Annotated in this window: 16 protein-coding genes; 12 read left to right on the forward strand and 4 right to left on the reverse strand. The window is 58.1% G+C overall.

What is annotated here, in order from left to right; translation table 11 throughout:
• Positions 1-454: 454 nt before the first annotated feature.
• On the reverse strand, positions 455-2,410 hold the full coding sequence (gene acs, locus PSH94_RS19415) for an acetate--CoA ligase (RefSeq protein WP_181081213.1): 1,956 nt from the start codon (positions 2,408-2,410) through the stop codon (positions 455-457).
• A gap of 400 nt (positions 2,411-2,810) precedes the next feature.
• On the opposite strand from acs, the gene PSH94_RS19420 reads away from it, so the two are divergent.
• The 5 genes from PSH94_RS19420 (at position 2,811) to PSH94_RS19440 (ending at position 7,342) form a co-directional block, all read left to right on the forward strand.
• Complete coding sequence (locus PSH94_RS19420) at positions 2,811-3,080, forward strand: DUF2790 domain-containing protein (protein ID WP_181081214.1); 270 nt, start codon at positions 2,811-2,813, stop codon at positions 3,078-3,080.
• Between the two features lie 581 nt (positions 3,081-3,661).
• Positions 3,662-4,912, forward strand: a complete 1,251-nt coding sequence (locus PSH94_RS19425) for a ribonucleotide-diphosphate reductase subunit beta (RefSeq protein ID WP_253509038.1) — start codon at positions 3,662-3,664, stop codon at positions 4,910-4,912.
• Between the two features lie 318 nt (positions 4,913-5,230).
• A complete protein-coding gene (locus tag PSH94_RS19430; protein WP_305435582.1) occupies positions 5,231-5,809 on the forward strand; it encodes a Bro-N domain-containing protein in 579 nt (192 codons plus the stop codon).
• A 99-nt stretch (positions 5,810-5,908) separates the two neighbouring features.
• Complete coding sequence (locus PSH94_RS19435; protein WP_305435583.1) at positions 5,909-6,622, forward strand: HNH endonuclease signature motif containing protein; 714 nt, start codon at positions 5,909-5,911, stop codon at positions 6,620-6,622.
• A gap of 72 nt (positions 6,623-6,694) precedes the next feature.
• Complete coding sequence (locus PSH94_RS19440) at positions 6,695-7,342, forward strand: HAD-IB family hydrolase (protein WP_181080164.1); 648 nt, start codon at positions 6,695-6,697, stop codon at positions 7,340-7,342.
• 27 nt (positions 7,343-7,369) lie between these two features.
• On the opposite strand, the gene PSH94_RS19445 is transcribed toward PSH94_RS19440, so the two are convergent.
• The 3 genes from PSH94_RS19445 to PSH94_RS19455 form a co-directional block, all read right to left on the reverse strand.
• A complete protein-coding gene (locus PSH94_RS19445; protein ID WP_181080163.1) occupies positions 7,370-7,774 on the reverse strand; it encodes a type II toxin-antitoxin system VapC family toxin in 405 nt (134 codons plus the stop codon).
• Complete coding sequence (gene vapB / locus PSH94_RS19450; protein ID WP_115487096.1) at positions 7,767-8,006, reverse strand: type II toxin-antitoxin system VapB family antitoxin; 240 nt, start codon at positions 8,004-8,006, stop codon at positions 7,767-7,769. Before vapB ends, PSH94_RS19445 begins: the two co-directional genes overlap by 8 nt.
• Positions 8,007-8,381: 375 nt before the next feature.
• Complete coding sequence (locus PSH94_RS19455) at positions 8,382-9,341, reverse strand: LysR family transcriptional regulator (RefSeq protein WP_253509046.1); 960 nt, start codon at positions 9,339-9,341, stop codon at positions 8,382-8,384.
• Positions 9,342-9,534: 193 nt separating this feature from the next.
• On the opposite strand from PSH94_RS19455, the gene argH reads away from it, so the two are divergent.
• From argH to PSH94_RS19490, 7 genes are all read left to right on the forward strand, one after another.
• Entirely contained in the window at positions 9,535-10,962 is a 1,428-nt protein-coding gene (gene argH / locus PSH94_RS19460) for an argininosuccinate lyase (RefSeq protein WP_305435584.1), read from the forward strand.
• Positions 10,963-11,081: 119 nt separating this feature from the next.
• On the forward strand, positions 11,082-11,960 hold the full coding sequence (locus PSH94_RS19465) for an amino acid ABC transporter permease (RefSeq protein ID WP_057013616.1): 879 nt from the start codon (positions 11,082-11,084) through the stop codon (positions 11,958-11,960).
• 24 nt (positions 11,961-11,984) lie between these two features.
• Entirely contained in the window at positions 11,985-12,749 is a 765-nt protein-coding gene (locus PSH94_RS19470; RefSeq protein WP_065887758.1) for an amino acid ABC transporter ATP-binding protein, read from the forward strand.
• Between the two features lie 25 nt (positions 12,750-12,774).
• Complete coding sequence (locus PSH94_RS19475) at positions 12,775-13,596, forward strand: ABC transporter substrate-binding protein (RefSeq protein WP_305435585.1); 822 nt, start codon at positions 12,775-12,777, stop codon at positions 13,594-13,596.
• 89 nt (positions 13,597-13,685) lie between these two features.
• On the forward strand, positions 13,686-14,855 hold the full coding sequence (locus PSH94_RS19480) for an MFS transporter (RefSeq protein WP_181080157.1): 1,170 nt from the start codon (positions 13,686-13,688) through the stop codon (positions 14,853-14,855).
• A 54-nt stretch (positions 14,856-14,909) separates the two neighbouring features.
• Positions 14,910-15,863, forward strand: a complete 954-nt coding sequence (locus PSH94_RS19485; RefSeq protein ID WP_253509050.1) for a hypothetical protein — start codon at positions 14,910-14,912, stop codon at positions 15,861-15,863.
• Positions 15,864-16,010: 147 nt separating this feature from the next.
• On the forward strand, positions 16,011-16,391 hold the full coding sequence (locus PSH94_RS19490) for a helix-turn-helix transcriptional regulator (RefSeq protein ID WP_181080155.1): 381 nt from the start codon (positions 16,011-16,013) through the stop codon (positions 16,389-16,391).
• Positions 16,392-16,417: the final 26 nt, after the last annotated feature.

A 16,417-nucleotide genomic window follows, 5' to 3' on the forward strand; every position in this document is an offset into this window, starting at 1 on the left:
TCCTCAATGCGACAACAATTTACAGAAGCACCGAGAAAGCGGTTCCAGCTCATTGACAGCCTCTGAAATTTATGCAGAGACAAAAGATATTAAACCTGTTGATGCTGCAAATTGCGGGCCTATTATTCGCAAACCCTTCTAGCACGGCAAGTCTGGCGTTTAATCTTATTTCAAGGGGTGTCTAAAACGCGGTTTTTCGCGGCATGAACGTAGCGCTTTGCCTCATGCCTGGGCAGGAGGTTACACATTTGCACCGCTCGGTAACATCCAGAAACCTCCTACGGGAAAAACCGATATTTATTGGTTTCTACCTTGATCGTTCCCACGCTCCGCGTGGGAATGCAACCCAGGACGCTCCGCGCCCGCTCTACTTGGATGTCCACCGTTTTTAAGCAACGACAAAAAAGCCCCACTCGGCCTACGCCGAATGGGGCTGTTTGCCACCTACCCCGCCTTACGCGACGTTCATGGTCTTGTGCGTTTCAATCAAATGCGCCACCACACCCGGGTCGGCCAGGGTGGAGATATCCCCCAGCCCGTCATATTCGGCCGTGGCGATCTTGCGCAGGATACGACGCATGATCTTGCCCGAACGCGTCTTCGGCAGGCCCGGCGCCCACTGGATCACGTCCGGCGAAGCAATCGGCCCGATCTCTTTGCGCACCCAGTTTTTCAGCTCCAAGCGCAGCGCTTCGGTCGGTTCTTCGCCACCATTCAAGGTGACGTAGACATAAATGCCCTGGCCCTTGATGTCGTGCGGCACACCCACCACCGCCGCTTCGGCGACTTTAGGGTGCGCGACCATGGCGCTTTCGATCTCGGCGGTGCCCATGCGGTGGCCGGACACGTTCAACACGTCATCCACGCGCCCGGTGATCCAGTAGTAGCCATCCTCGTCACGACGCGCACCGTCACCGGTGAAGTACATGCCACGGAAGGTCTTGAAGTAGGTGTCGACGAAACGGTCATGGTCGCCGTACAGCGTACGCGCCTGGCCCGGCCACGAATCGAGGATCACCAGGTTGCCTTCGGCGGCGCCTTCGATCAGGTTGCCGAGGTTATCCACCAACGCCGGCACCACACCAAAGAACGGCCGCGCCGCCGAGCCCGGCTTGAGCGCGTGGGCGCCGGGCAGCGGGCTCATCATGTTGCCGCCGGTTTCGGTCTGCCACCAGGTGTCGACAATCGGGCAACGGGACTGGCCGACGTTCTTGTAGTACCAGTCCCAGGCTTCCGGGTTGATCGGCTCGCCCACCGAACCGAGCAGGCGCAGGCTGCTGCCGTCGGCGCCTTCGCAGGCGGCGGTGCCCGAGGCCATCATCGCGCGGATCGCGGTCGGTGCGGTGTAGAGGATATTGACCTTGTGCTTGTCGACGATCTTGGCCACCCGGGTGATGTCCGGGTAGTTCGGCACGCCTTCGAACAACAGCGTGGTCGCGCCATTGGCCAGCGGGCCGTAAACGATATAGGTGTGGCCGGTGACCCAGCCGACGTCGGCGGTGCACCAGTAGATTTCGCCCGGGCGGTAGTCGAACACGCGCTCATGGGTCAGGGCCGCGTACAACAGGTAACCGCCGGTGGTGTGCTGCACGCCTTTAGGCTTGCCGGTGGAACCGGAGGTGTAGAGGATGAACAGCGCTTCTTCGGCGCCCATCTCTTTGGGCGCACACACGGTGCCCGCCACTTTCATCAGGTCTTCGTACCAGATGTCGCGATGCTGGTTCCACTTGATCTGGCCATTGGTGCGCTTGCACACGATGACCTTCTGGATGCTGCTGGTTTCCGGGTTGGTCAGGGCATCGTCGACATTAGCCTTGAGCGGAATTTTCTTACCGGCGCGGATACCTTCGTCGGCGGTGATCACCACTTTCGACTTACAGTCGATAATACGACCGGCCAGGGCCTCCGGCGAAAAACCACCGAATACCACCGAATGAATTGCACCGATACGCGCGCACGCCAGCATGGCGACCACGGCCTCGGGAATCATCGGCATATAGATAGTCACCACGTCACCACGGTGCACGTCCTGGCCACGCAGGGCGTTGGCGAACTTGCAGACTTCTTCGTGCAGCTCGCGGTAGGTGATGGTGCGGCTTTCGGCAGGGTCATCGCCCTCCCAGATGATCGCCGCCTGGTCGCCGCGCTCGGCGAGGTGACGGTCCAGGCAGTTGTAGGAAACGTTCAGGGTGCCATCGGCAAACCACTTGATGTCGACGTGGTGATCGTCGAACGACGTCTGCTTCACCGTGGTGAAAGGCTTGATCCAGTCGAGACGCTTGGCTTGCTCGCGCCAGAAACCATCGGGGTTGACCACCGACTGCTGGTACATGGCCTTGTAGGTCGCCTCGTCGGTCAGCGTGTTGGCTGCTACTTCGGGGCGAACGGGGTACAGGGAAGCCGCACTCATCTTTCTTACCTCGGTGACAATAGTTGTTTTTGTATGGCCCCTGTTGTAGCCGGGGTGAGCCTATAGAACCATTCGACGATGGTAGTAACAAGACCCTACAAATTGCCCTGCTATGCCCTTACGCCGCTCTGGCCCGCTGCCTGCGCGGCTTTGCGCGCAGATGGAAAAAACCTGATTCGGCGATTGTTACAAAAACCGCCAAAAGTGTTTATCAAAAGCACGGGTATATGAATATAACCCGCAGGCCTAGAATCAGTTCCGCCAACCAAGGCACCGTGATTAACACCGTAACAGCCCCCACGAAGGCAACGTTAATCCGAACTTCCCAACTTTCAAGTTACACACGCGGCCTCACAAGGGCCCCGTGACCCCTTTCGCCCTGAAGAAGGTAGATACAGTAATGAAAGCTTTACTAGTTATGGCCCTCAGCAGCCTGTGCGCCACCGCCGCCCTGGCCGACGAGGCCCCGACTGAACTGGCCGGCCAGAATGCACCGATTGTTGAGGATTACACCTACAGCACCAAGCTGGACGTAGCCAAAGTGTTGTCCATGAGCAACATCCCGGAAGTCTGCGAAGTTGTACCGGTAAAAATGGAATATGAAGATTCCCAAGGTCAGCGTCACATTCTTAATTATCACGTGATGGGTAATGGTTGCTCTAACGGATAACAACTTCGTTAGTTGGAACAGACCCGGATCTTATTCGCCGCAAGAAATCGTTCTTGCGGCAAAGAACCGACGCCTGGCAAAGCACGCGGTACATGTGGGAATGGGGTTGCCCCCGATAGCGGTCGTCACTCAGCCCCTCCCCTCCCTTCCTCTCTTCAAAAAGCCCTACCCTACCCCCCACAATAAATAGCCCACCGCCCGTCAAAAATTTCCTACCCCATCAACCCCCCGCAAACCCTCACTCTGGCTCAAATAGCCACCTTTTTGTCTCTGATCCGAGACCATCCGCCGCAACACAAAGCCGAATTTTTCCCTATAATGCGCGGGTAAATCGGGCCTGCAATATCCCTTTACACAGGGACGAAGAGCCAGACCTGAGGCCACCGCCGGAGCTTGCACCTGTTGCTCCGCCCCTCAAGCCTCACGCAGAGCACCCGTTACGCAATTTCCGTTTAATGCCTGCGCGAGCTGTTGCAAGAAACGATTCCTTAAGATCCACCGCGGCCCGAGAGCCGTGTGAACACCCAACCATCCGGTTTCACACGGGCACCTTGGAGCCCTCACGCAGGAGACGACACGTCATGCTGAGCTGGGACGAATTCGACAAAGAAGATGAAGGCGAAGTAGCCACCAAAGGCGCCAACGCCGGCCACGCCACCGAAGCCAACATGGACCGCCTCGACGGTGCCGGCGCCGCCGCCGCCATCGAAGCCCGCGCCGTCACCGCCAGTGACTCCGCCGCCATCGTGCGCGCCAAGGCCGCCCTGGACAAACTCGACGTCGCCGAAGGCCTCGCCGAACTCGAAGGCGCCTCCGCCCGCGTCGCCGTCGACGAAAAGCGCATGATCAACTGCCGCGCCGACCTCAACCAACTCGTGCCCTTCAAGTACGACTGGGCCTGGCAAAAGTACCTCGACGGCTGCGCCAATCACTGGATGCCGCAAGAGGTCAACATGACCGCCGACATCGCCCTGTGGAAAAACCCCGAAGGCCTCACCGACGACGAACGCCGCATCGTCATGCGCAACCTGGGCTTCTTCTCCACCGCCGACTCCCTGGTCGCCAACAACCTGGTGCTGGCCGTGTACCGCCTGATCACCAACCCGGAGTGCCGCCAGTACATCCTGCGCCAGGCCTTCGAAGAAGCGATCCACACCCACGCCTACCAATACTGCATCGAATCGTTGGCCATGGATGAAGGCGAGATCTTCAACATGTACCACGAGATTCCATCGGTCGCCAAAAAGGCAGCCTGGGGCCTGAAGTACACCCGCTCGATCTCCGATCCGAAGTTCGAAACCGGCACTGTCGACACCGATAAGGAACTACTGCGTAACCTGGTCGCCTACTACTGCGTACTGGAAGGCATCTTCTTCTACTGCGGCTTCACCCAGATTTTGTCCATGGGCCGCCGCAACAAAATGACCGGCGTGGCGGAGCAGTTCCAGTACATCCTGCGTGACGAGTCGATGCACCTGAACTTCGGTATCGATGTGATCAACCAGATCAAGATCGAAAACCCGCATTTGTGGGACGCCGAGATGAAGGAAGAAGCGACCCAGATGATCCTGCAGGGGACGCAGCTGGAGATCGAATACGCGCGCGACACGATGCCTCGCGGTGTTCTCGGCATGAACGCGGCGATGATGGAGGATTACCTCAAGTTCATCGCTAACCGTCGGCTGTCGCAGATCGGTCTTAAAGAAGAGTATCCAGGCACGACCAACCCGTTCCCGTGGATGAGCGAGATCATGGACTTGAAGAAAGAGAAAAACTTCTTCGAAACCCGCGTGATCGAGTACCAGACCGGCGGCGCGCTGAGCTGGGATTGATTCCTGAGTTAAGCACCCTTAAAAAGCCCTGACTTGTTCAGGGCTTTTTTATGCGTTCATGATTTGAATAGGAACTGTCTTACAAAAGGATCATCCACAAAACGATTGATGCGAACTTCGATACTGATAGCCTAGTCCGCCGGTGCCTAAGAAACGCCCAACGTAGATGCTAACCCTGATCGTATAGCAGAAATCCGCCTGAACTTTAGTCATGGGGACGTGATGCTGCATGAAGGGCAATGCCTGTTGGAGTTTCTTGAATCCGCTCTCTACGTTGGGCCCTTGGCCCTCCTGAAAATCACGTAGAGGTCATAGGAAATGCCTAACCAATATCTGCTCGACTTACCGACGGCCAAGAGTGCAGTAATACCTGAGCTTTATATTGCCGTCGTGTTCACTAGACATCATCTTCCCCTACATGCCCTCCTTTTAGAAAACCAACCGTGGTTCTGCGCGCGCGACCTCGGGCGCTTGATGGGTTACTGCCTGGATGAACGAACGACTCGTAAGCTCGATGCCGATCAACGGCAATACCTGAAATTGCTGTTCCACGGTCAACCAGAAGAATTGCTGATGATCAGCGAGTCCGGTGCATACGCACTGCTGGTCTATCACTACGCCCCAGAGAACAGGCTGTTACGGAGTTGGCTCACTCATGAAGTCGTTCCGACATTGCGCGACGAGCTCCAGCCCCGGACGGTGGAGCGACCGCTATTGAGCATGCTGGATTGGCCGGAGATGTCGTTGAACCTGCTGCACTGGCAGGATGAAGGCTGGATTCGCCTTCGAGACATGCCGTATCTGTTGATCAATCGAACCTATCGGAAAGAGTCAGCAAAGACTCCGTGGTGGCGCAAAGTCACTCAACCTTTCCGAATGAAGCAGCGAATTTACTAACTCGGACGACCGCCGAATCCTACCAATGCGTAGGAAATTTCGTAGACGCAATAATGGCTACTCAGTATCGTCCGAGGGTTTTCTACCCTCGGCGGCTGCATGGACATTACGAAAGACAAAACGGACTGGAGCGACGCGGAGCTGGCAGCTGCGGTCGAGGCGTACTTGAAGATGCTGGCCTGGGAAAAGAGCGGCCAACCGTTCAATAAAGCCCTCGAAAACCGCCTCCTACGCGAAGGACCGGTGGCAGGCCGTGCAAAGGGCTCCATCGAGTTCCGCATGCAAAATATCTCCACCGTGCTTGTGCGTATGGGCTGGGACCGCATCGAAGGCTATAAGCCTGCGAAGAACGTGGGCACAGGCGTGGAGCAACGCATCCGTCAAGCGCTGGCCGAGCAGGGTGTATTCGAATCCGAAGACGCCGCCCAAACAGCAGACGAGCAAACGCTTATCCGCCGCGCGTCCAAACTGCAGCAACAACCTTTTCCTAAGCTACCGGACGGCATTGCCCAACCGCAGAAGGTCTCGACCGTCAGCACCGCTTTTGTTCGCGACCCAAAGGTACGCGCCTGGGTGCTGAAAGAAGCCAACGGCATCTGTGACGGCTGCGGCGCTAACGCGCCGTTTGAGGTCGACGGTTTGCCATTTCTTGAAGTACATCACGTCAAGCACCTGGCCCAGAAGGGTTCGGATCGCATCACCAATGCTGTAGCCTTGTGCCCCAATTGCCATCAGCGTTGTCACCGGTCGAGTGATCGAGAGGCTTTCACCGAAGGGCTTTACGCCAAGGTCGGAAGATTGGCACGGGAGTAGACTCCTGCTGTCACACCTGATGCACGCTTAAAAAATACTAGATAGGACCGAGGCCACCCCGTGAACCCAGACATGCTCGAAGCCGGCCCCGCTGACGCCAAAGTACTCTCCGTCTTTGACTTCGACGGCACGCTTACCCACCACGACAGTTTCGTGCCCTTCCTCAAGTTTGCCTTCGGCACCGGCGAGTTTTATGGCCGGATGGTCAAGCTGGCGGTGCCGGGGCTGCGTTTTTTGCTGCGGCAGATCAGCCGGGATGAATTGAAGGCGCAGTTGATCCGCACCTTTATGACCGGGGTGGAGAAGACGTGGGTGCAGCGCAAGGCCGAGGAGTATTGCCAGCGCAATTGGGCGCGGTTGATGCGCCCGGCGGGGGTTTTGTCGGTGGAGCAGGAATTGGGCTCGGGGGCGGTGGTGACGCTGTGCTCGGCGTCGCCGGCGTTGGTGTTGCAGCCGTTTGCCGATCGGCTGGGGATCAAGTTGATTGGCACGGAGCTTGAGGTGGTCGACGGGGTGTTGACCGGCAAGCTCACCGGGAATAACTGCCGGTGTGAGAACAAGGTGCTGCGGCTGGAAGCGGTGTATGGCGATTTGGGCGAGTATCGGCTGCGGGCCTGGGGCGATACGCGTGGGGATCGGGAGTTGTTGGCGGCGGCGCAGGATGCGCATTTTCGGCATTTTCATGCGAAGAAGAAAAAGCGGGCTCGGTTGCAGCGGTGATTCGGGTGGTGGTTTTCAGGGAACGCTTTAAGCCGCTACCCAGTTCTCCACAATCAAGCCATTTACGCGCTTGAACTCACATTCATTGTTAGTCACCAACACCAAGCCTGCGCTTCTAGCGTGCCCGGCGATGTGGAGATCATTTACACCGATAGGCGTGCGCTTTTTCTCCAGATCCGAACGAATCGAGCCGTAGTGAAAGGCGGCCTTGTCATCGTAGTTAAGGACGTCGAGCCGGGAAGAAAAGTCTTCCACGGCTCGCGTATTTTTCTCAACGAGCTGACTCTTTTCTGCTCCATGCATCAGCTCTGCGAGGGTAATTGAAGAAATCACCATACGCCCTACGTTCGCGTTGAATTTTTCCAGTATTTCGATGGGCCGACGCTTGATGATGTAGATCACGATGTTGGTGTCAAGCATGTACTTAATCATCAAAAGACTCTCGCTCTTGCTGGGTTTGATCGGCGCGCTCTTCCATAAAATCATCAGATACCGATTCGCCTGCAAGGAAAAAGCTGTCCCAAGTGTTTTCAACCGGCGAAATGATCAGCTCGCGTCCCACAGCGCGGACCTCGACAGTTTTCACCCCCGCAGGAAAGCGCATGTCAGCAGGGATACGAATATTTTGCGTTCGATTGTTAGTGAAGATCGTTCCAGAAGACATAGAGAACACCTCTCTGGGCAGGGAAGACTGGGAAGAATGATAGTTCGTGGATGCTCTATTGCAAAGCTCTATAGCAGTCATCCGACGGACGCCCATCCTTAGCCCACAGGCATGGGGAGGTAGGATCAAACGTTCGAACCGCTCTTGCTCATAGCCTCCAGCTACTTACTGCAGCCATGAAAACGCTGACGCCCCCCTGAATTTGATAACAACTCCACTGTTCGCGTCGAAAACGATAACGGCCTGGAGGAAAAGGCGATGCGGGTGGAGAAGTTTGACAGGGAAACCGAATCGATCCCATCGCAGCCTCGCCAAAGCTCGACACCTCCCACATTTAACCTTTTTCAGCCCGTTGATCTGTGTTCGGCGAGTGGTTTATGTGGTGGCTTTGAGGTTTACGCCCAGGGCGGTGGCAAAAGCTTTTACCAGCGGGCTTCTCGGCGCGTTGTGGCGCAGGATCAGGTTGAAGGCGGTGCTCAGGTGAACGTGCTCCGGGCACAGTGCGCGCAGGCGTCCTTCCCTTACCAGCGGTGCGGCGTAGTGTTCGGGCAGGAAACCGATGAAGCGGCCGGTCAGCACCAGGATGGCGACCGCTTCAACCTGGGAGGCTGAGGCGGATTGGCTGTCGTAGTTGACGAAATTAGTCTTGTCGCGATGGATCGCATACCGATGGTTGACCACTTCGTATTGGCGCAGCACCTCGGGCGTTATGTCGTTCGCGGTGAAGAGCGGGTGTCCTACGGCGCAGTAGGCGTGGGCCTTTTCTTCGTAGAGCGGGAAGTAGTCGAATTCTTCGCGGCGCTGGTAGACGGGGACGATGCCGACAATCAAGCGCCCTTCCACCACGCCGCGTTCAACTTCATCCAGCTGCGAGGCGTGCAGGCGTAATCTAACTTTTGGCGATTGGCTATGTAAGTTGCCCAGTGCGGTAATCAGCGGGGAATTAACGTCGGACACAGTGTTATCAATAACGCCCACACTAAGGTCGCCAATGAGTTCATTTTGCGCTGAACTAAGCTTGTCTCTGAAACTGTCCACCGAGGTAAATAACTCGATGGACGCTTGATACACCAACTTGCCTTCTTCGGTCAGCCCGAAGCCTTCCCGGCCCCGCGTACACAGGCGCATGCCGATACGAATTTCCAGATCGGAGATCTGTTTGCTGATGGCCGCCAGGCCCACATTCAGCTCGTTTTGCGCAGCACTGAAGCCGCCGGCCTCGACCACGGCCATAAATACCCGCAGCAGTTTGAAGTCCAAACCACTGAGTTGCAGGGGCGGTCGTGCGCCGGGTTTGGGCGGCAGGTTTCCAGAAGTGGAAAGTGGAGTTTCCATAATACGCGTTGACCTCTAGTGCCATATTCAACAGGCTTCAACCCAATCCTTGAACATAGCCAGGCGGCGATAATGAACATAAACATCCGGCCTTGGCAACCTTGAATACGGCGCGTCAGACGTCGATTCAACCCGATGGAAATTTGATTGTTACTGCCTCCGACTCTTCTAAAAACAAGCGTGAGGAACACCTATGTCTCAGCCCACCGATCGCCTTTGGGGCGCGCGTTTCAAGACCGGCCCGTCTGCTGCGTTGGCCGCGTTGTCGCGCTGCCCTGAGCGCTATTTCCGCCTGACGCCCTACGACCTGGCCGGCTCCCGTGCCCATGCCCGTGAGTTGCAGCGCGCCGGTTTACTGGACGAGTCGGAGACCTTGCGTACCCTCGAGGCCCTGGACCGTATCGGCGATGACTTCGCCGCCGGCCGCCTGCATCCGACCCAGGATGACGAGGACGTGCACACCTTTATCGAACGCGTATTGACCGAACGCCTGGGCGCCCTGGGCGGCAAGTTGCGCGCCGGGCGTTCGCGCAATGACCAGACCGCCAACGATTTGCGTCTGTTCCTGCGCGACCATGCGCGCACCATCACCACCGAGGTGCTGGGTTTGCAGCAGGCGTTGGTGGCGCAGGCCGAGCAACATGTCGAGAGCATCTGCCCCGGTTTTACCCATTTGCAGCAGGCGCAACCCATCGTATTCGCCCATCACTTGCTGGCTCACGCGCAGTCGATGTTGCGCGATGTACAGCGCCTGGTGGATTGGGATGCGCGTACGGCGTTGTCGCCATTGGGCGCCGCCGCGATGGCGGGCTCGGCGATTGCGCGGCAGCCGGAGCATTCGGCTAAGGAAATGGGCTACACCGGGCCGTGCGAAAACTCCATCGACGCTGTCGCCAGCCGTGACCATGTGGCGGAGTTCCTGTTTGTGGCAGGCATGCTCGGGGTGAATATTTCGCGGCTGTCGGAGGAGTTTTGCCTGTGGTCGTCGCGCCAGTTTCGTTGGGTCGTGTTGGACGATGCCTACGCCACCGGCAGCTCGATCATGCCGCAGAAAAAGAACCCGGACATTGCCGAATTGGCACGGGGCAAAGCCGGACGTTTGATCGGCAACCTGACCGGGTTGATGTCGACGCTCAAGTCGTTGCCACTCTCCTACAACCGCGATTTGAGTGAAGACAAGCACAGCGTATTGGACAGCGTGGACACCTTGCTGCTGGTGCTGCCGGCCATGGCCGGGATGGTCGCGACCATGAAGGTGCAGGTAGAGGAGCTGCGGCGCCAGGCACCGATGGGCTTTACCTTGGCGACTGAGGTGGCGGATTGGCTGGCCACCCGTGGCGTGCCGTTCAAGGAGGCCCATGAGATTACCGGCGCTTTGGTGCAGGCCTGTGAGAAGCATGAGATCGAGTTGTGGGAAGCCTCACCGGCGATGTTGGCGGAGGTGGATGCAAGGTTGACGCCCGAGGTGCGGGACTGCCTGACATTGGAAGCGGCGATTGCGGCGCGCAGTGGCTGGGGTGGGACGGCGCCGGAGCGGGTTAGGGAGCAGATTGGGCGGTTGAAGGTAGCGTTGGCTGAGCAGCAGAAATGGGCTGAGAGTTACCTGGGGTTTCGGCTTTGAGCCGGTGGCATAGGTGGTGCCTGCACGGACGCTTTCGCAGGCAAGCCAGCTCCCACATTTTGACCGCATTTCAACAGTTACACCGAGTACAGCGGTAATCGCTTTTTTGGAGAATCACCATGAACCAAACTCCGGCCGAGCGCTTGGAAATAGAGCGCAAGCTGTCCGAAAACCAGTTCGATATCACGCAGTACGAGCACGTGCCGCGGCGTTATTACGGGCGCATGTTTTTTGCCACGTTGATCGTGATCGTACTGGCCGCGTTGTTGCGCGCGTTCGCCAACGGCCAGATCGAATGGTCCTACATCGGCCAGTTTCTGACGTCTGAAGCGATCCTATGGGGCTTGGCCAATACCATCATCATGTCGATCCTGGCGATGGCGCTGGGCGTGGTGATCGGGGTGATCACGGCGATCATGCGCATGTCGGCCAACCCGATCCTGCGTTACGTGGCCATCACCTACACCTGGCTGTTTCGCGGCACGCCGCTGATTCTGCAGTTGCTGCTGTGGTTCAACCTGGCGTTGATCTTCCCGGTGATCGCGATTCCCGGCCTGTTCAGCATCGACACCGTCGACCTGATGACACCCTTCGTGGCCGCCCTGCTCGGCCTGAGTATCAACCAGGGCGCCTACACCGCCGAGGTGGTGCGCGCCGGCTTGCTGTCGGTAGACACAGGCCAGTACGAAGCCGCCAAGTCCATCGGCATGCCGAGCCTGCAGGCGCTGCGTAGGATCATTCTGCCGCAGGCCATGCGCGTGATCATTCCGCCAGTAGGCAACGAGTTCATCAGCATGGTGAAAATGACCAGCCTGGCCAGCGTGATTCAGTACTCGGAGCTGCTGCACAACGCGCAGAACATCTACTACGCCAACGCCCGGGTGATGGAGCTGCTGATGGTGGCCGGTATCTGGTACCTGGCGGTGGTGACCGTTCTTTCATTTGGCCAAAGCCGCCTGGAGCGTCGTTTTGCCCGCGGCGCCGGCAAGCGCTCGTAAGCCTGGGTTGAGGAGATTTGCCCCATGAGAAGCATCGTCAAGGCCGTCAACCTGAATAAGTACTACGACCAGTATCACGCGCTGCGCGACATCAATATCGAGGTCGAGCAAGGCGAAGTCATGTGCATCATCGGCCCGTCCGGCTCGGGTAAAAGCACGCTGCTGCGCTGCGTCAACCAGCTGGAAAAAATCGACAAGGGCGGCCTGTGGGTCGACGGCGAACTGGTGGGTTATCGGGTCGTCGGCAACAAGCTGCATGAGATGAACGAAGTGCAGATCGCCCGCCAGCGCCTGGCCACTGGCATGGTGTTCCAGCGCTTCAACCTGTTCCCGCACATGACGGTGTTGCAGAACATCATCGAAGGCCCGTGCCAGGTGCTCAAGCGCTCGCCCAAGGAAGCCACCGAGGATGCCTTGGAATTGCTGGCCCGCGTCGGCCTGGCGGACAAGCGCAATGCCTATCCGGTGGAATTGTCCGGCGGACAGCAACAGCGTGTGGCGATTGCCCGCGCGTTGGCAATGCGCCCCAAGCTGATGCTGTTTGACGAACCTACGTCAGCCCTCGACCCGGAGCTGGTCGGCGAAGTGCTGTCGGTGATGCGCGATTTGGCCACCACCGGCATGACCATGATCGTGGTCACCCATGAATTGGGCTTTGCCCGTGAAGTGTCCAACCGCATGGTGTTTATGGACGCAGGCCAGATTGTGGAAGCCGGCAGCCCCGAAGACATTCTAATAAGCCCACAAAACCCGCGTACCCAAAGCTTTATTTCTGCCGTTCGCACTTAACTAAAAAACTAACGAGAACGCCCCCATGAAAAACATGTTCCTCCCCACCCTGCTCGCCGGCCTGATGGCCTCCTCCGCAGTGTTCGCGGCGTTGCCGGCGGCCATCAAGGATAAAGGCGAAATCAGCGCGGCCATCGTGCCGAACTACCCGCCGATGGACTTCAAGGACCCGGCCACCAACCAGCTCACCGGTTTTGACTTCGACCTGGGCAACGCCCTGGCCGAGCGCCTGGGCGTGAAGATCAAGTGGCAGGAAACCGGCTTCGAGCAAATGCTCAGCGGCCTGACCACCAAACGCGTGGATATCGTGCTGTCGGGTATGAGCGACACCGCCGAGCGTCAGAAATCGGTGACGTTCATCGATTACTTCACCAGCGGCCCACAGCTGTACACCCTGGCCAAGCGTGAAGAGATCAAGGAATTGACTGACCTGTGCGGTAAAAAGGTCGGCACCAGCCGCCGTACCACCTGGCCGTCGGAAATTACCGCGTGGAGCAAGGAACACTGCGAAGCGGCGGGTAAGCCGGCCATTGTGGTGATCGGCACCGAAGGCTCGGCGGACGCGCGGGCGCAGTTGCAGCAGAACCGCCTGGATGCGGCGATGCAGGGCAGCGAGACCCTTCCTTATCTGATGTCGTTGGACAAGGGTAAGTACAAGCCGGTGGGTCAGGCGATTTCCAAACAGTTCACCGGGCTGGGTATCGAGAAGAGCAACACTGAGCTGGTGACGGCGATCAGTGAGACGTTGCAGGGCATGATCGATGATGGCACCTACGGCAAGATCCTGAAGAAGTGGGACCTGGAGCAAGGGGCGGTCGGGAAGATCACCATTAATGCCGGCCAATAACTCGGTCTAAAAAATGTAGGAGGGGCTTGCCTCCTCCTACATTTGCCCTGTGTTGTCATCAAGTACTCACTAGGACGCTCGCCCCCACCGTGGCCACCTACTCCCTGGTAATCCGCCGCCTGATGATCTGCTCGGTGACCATTGTGGTCAGCCGCGCCATGACCAGCCCGTTGCTGGCGCTGCTGTTGAGCACGCGCCTGGGCTTGAATCAGCAGGACATCGGCCTGCTGATGGGGGTTGCGGTGTTTATCGCCACCCTGCTGGGCCTCTACGGCGGCTACATCATCGACCGTCTGGAAAAGCGCAAGCTGTTGATCCTGGCGATGCTCTCCAGCTCCATCGGGTTTCTATTGCTGACCTTTGCCAGCAACCTCTACCTCACCACCTTGACCCTGGTGATCACCGAAGCTGCGTCGGCGCTGTTTTTGATCGGTTCCAAGGCGATCATCAGCGAGAACCTGCCGGTGGGCGAGCGCGCCAAGGTGTTTTCCCTGCGCTACACCCTGACCAACGTCGGCTACGCCACCGGCCCGATGGTGGGCGTGGTGATTGCCGGGCATATGCAACTGGCGCCGTTCCTGATTGCCAGTGCAATTGCTTTGGGCAGTGTGTTCCTGATGATCGGCATTGCACCCACCCAGCGCGACGACAGCGTCAGGCCGCTGAGTTTTTTCAGCACCCTGCGTACCTTGCGCAATGACCGCACGCTGATCCTGTTCACCAGCGGCAGCCTGTTGAGCACCATTGTCCACGGGCGCTACACGCTTTATCTGTCGCAGTTTCTGCTGGTGGCCTACAAGCCCGAGCAGGCGCTGAAGATTCTGTCCGCCGTGCTGGCGTGCAACGCCATCACGGTAATCCTGATGCAGTACCAGATCGGCCGCTTTCTCAAGCGCGAACAATTGCGTTACTGGATCATGCTGGGCACCGCGCTGTTCATCGCCGGGCTGATCGGCTTCAGCCTGGCCGACGGCCTGCTGGGCTGGTGCGTGGCGATGTTCGTGTTCACTCTGGGCGAGATGATCATCTACCCGTCCGAGTTCCTGTTTATCGACACCATCGCCCCCGACGCCTTGCGCGGCAGTTACTACGGAGCGCAGAACCTGGCGGCCTTCGGCGGGGCGATGAGCCCGGTGATCTGTGGCTATCTGTTGATCAATGCGGCACCGACCAGCATGTTCTATGCGCTGGGTGCGCTGACCGCACTGGGGGGTACCTTGTGCTTCCTGAGTGGGCGGCGCGTTGCAGGTTCTTGCTGATATTTACTCGGGATCCGGCTATTAATAGCGAACTTTCTCACGGACCCGAGCCCCATGAAATTCGACACGGCCTACTGCCTGAGTCTCGACGAGAAGCTGTCGATCTATGATGTACGAGAGCTGAATTTCGACGAAACCGCCGATTTCGACTCCGACACCGACAGCTTCCTCTGCCCCAACGACGCGTGCCGTGCCGCCTTCAAGGCGAGCAACACACTGAGCACCTTCAATGCGAAAAACGTCAACTACCAGCGCACGCCGCATTTCAAGAACAAGACCGGCACCCAGCACATCGACGGCTGCCGCTACGCGAGTACGCACAAAGGTACGGACGGCGAAAACGAGGACGACCGCGAGGATAATTTCCCATCGGAATTCGTACTGACGCGGCGCACTTACCCGCGTAAAGCCTCGACCGTGAATACTGAGGGACAGCCCCCACAAGATCCGACGAAAACACCCCCGACACGCATCGGTACGTCCGTCAGCGGCAGCGACGCTACGCCGGATAAAACCAGCGTATTCGCCCACCCGGTGGAGTGCTACGTGTCGAATATCGACGACAAGGACAAGCTGAAGAGCATGCCGTTGAAGATCGGCGAGCACACCGCGACCTACTGGACCTTTTTCAAAAAGATCGAATACCTGCAGGACAACAAGGGCCTGATCTACTGGGGCAAAATCAAAGAGATCAAGGACTACACCAACAGCTTTCGCATCGATTTCGAAAAGAAGGTGTGGCTCGACAAGAAGCCCTATTCGGTGAATGTCTACCTGAGCAAAAAGCTCATCGACAACTACCGCAAGCGCAAGGCATTTCTGGAGCAGATCAAGGCGGCGGTCGCCAGCGAGCGGGCGTTGTATTGTTTTTTCTATGGAGTGACGCCGGAACTCAAGCAGGTGCCCAGCAAGAAAAACCCCGAACAGACGTTCGGGGTGTTCAGCGCGAATATCGAGAACCTGGACCACTTGATCGTTCGCGAGGTGCCGGGGGCCGAAGAGCTGTAACCCACTGCTAGCGAGCGATCTGTGTCGTGCACCCGGTTATCGGCATCGACGCGGCAAGGGGAAAACTTCGAGGGGATGAGCGGTCAAAACAACTGTACAAAAACACAGTATAGTAACCCCTCACTCGTCGAACCCTGGAGAAATCCCATGTCCTCTCTGGCAATGAGCTCTTCTGTAGACCAGCAGATCGTGCTTCACCAATTCACCGCTAAACACAGCGTGCAGGCGCGCGCCATGCTCGGCTGGAGCCGCGAAGAGCTGGCCCGCCAGGCCGGGGTGCCGGTGAGTGCGCTTCAACAATTCGAAAGCCTGGGAGAGGTGGACGATGACACCCGCCTGGCCCTGGCGTTTCGGCTGGAGGCTGAAGGGCTGGTGTTTTTTCCGGGGTTTGCGCCGGGGTGGGGAATGCGTACGCGCCGGTTTGGCACCTCACCCACCGAGCCCGCGGCGCAAAGCGTCATTTCGCGCCTGATGGGCTCGACAACGGCGGCCCTCGACGGGTCGGCGCCGCAACCCAATGGGGCCTGACAGCAGGCCAGGGGCTGGAACAGTGC

The sequence above is a fragment of the Pseudomonas sp. FP2254 genome (assembly GCF_030687695.1).
In the GTDB taxonomy this organism is placed as follows: Bacteria; Pseudomonadota; Gammaproteobacteria; order Pseudomonadales; family Pseudomonadaceae; genus Aquipseudomonas; species Aquipseudomonas quebecensis.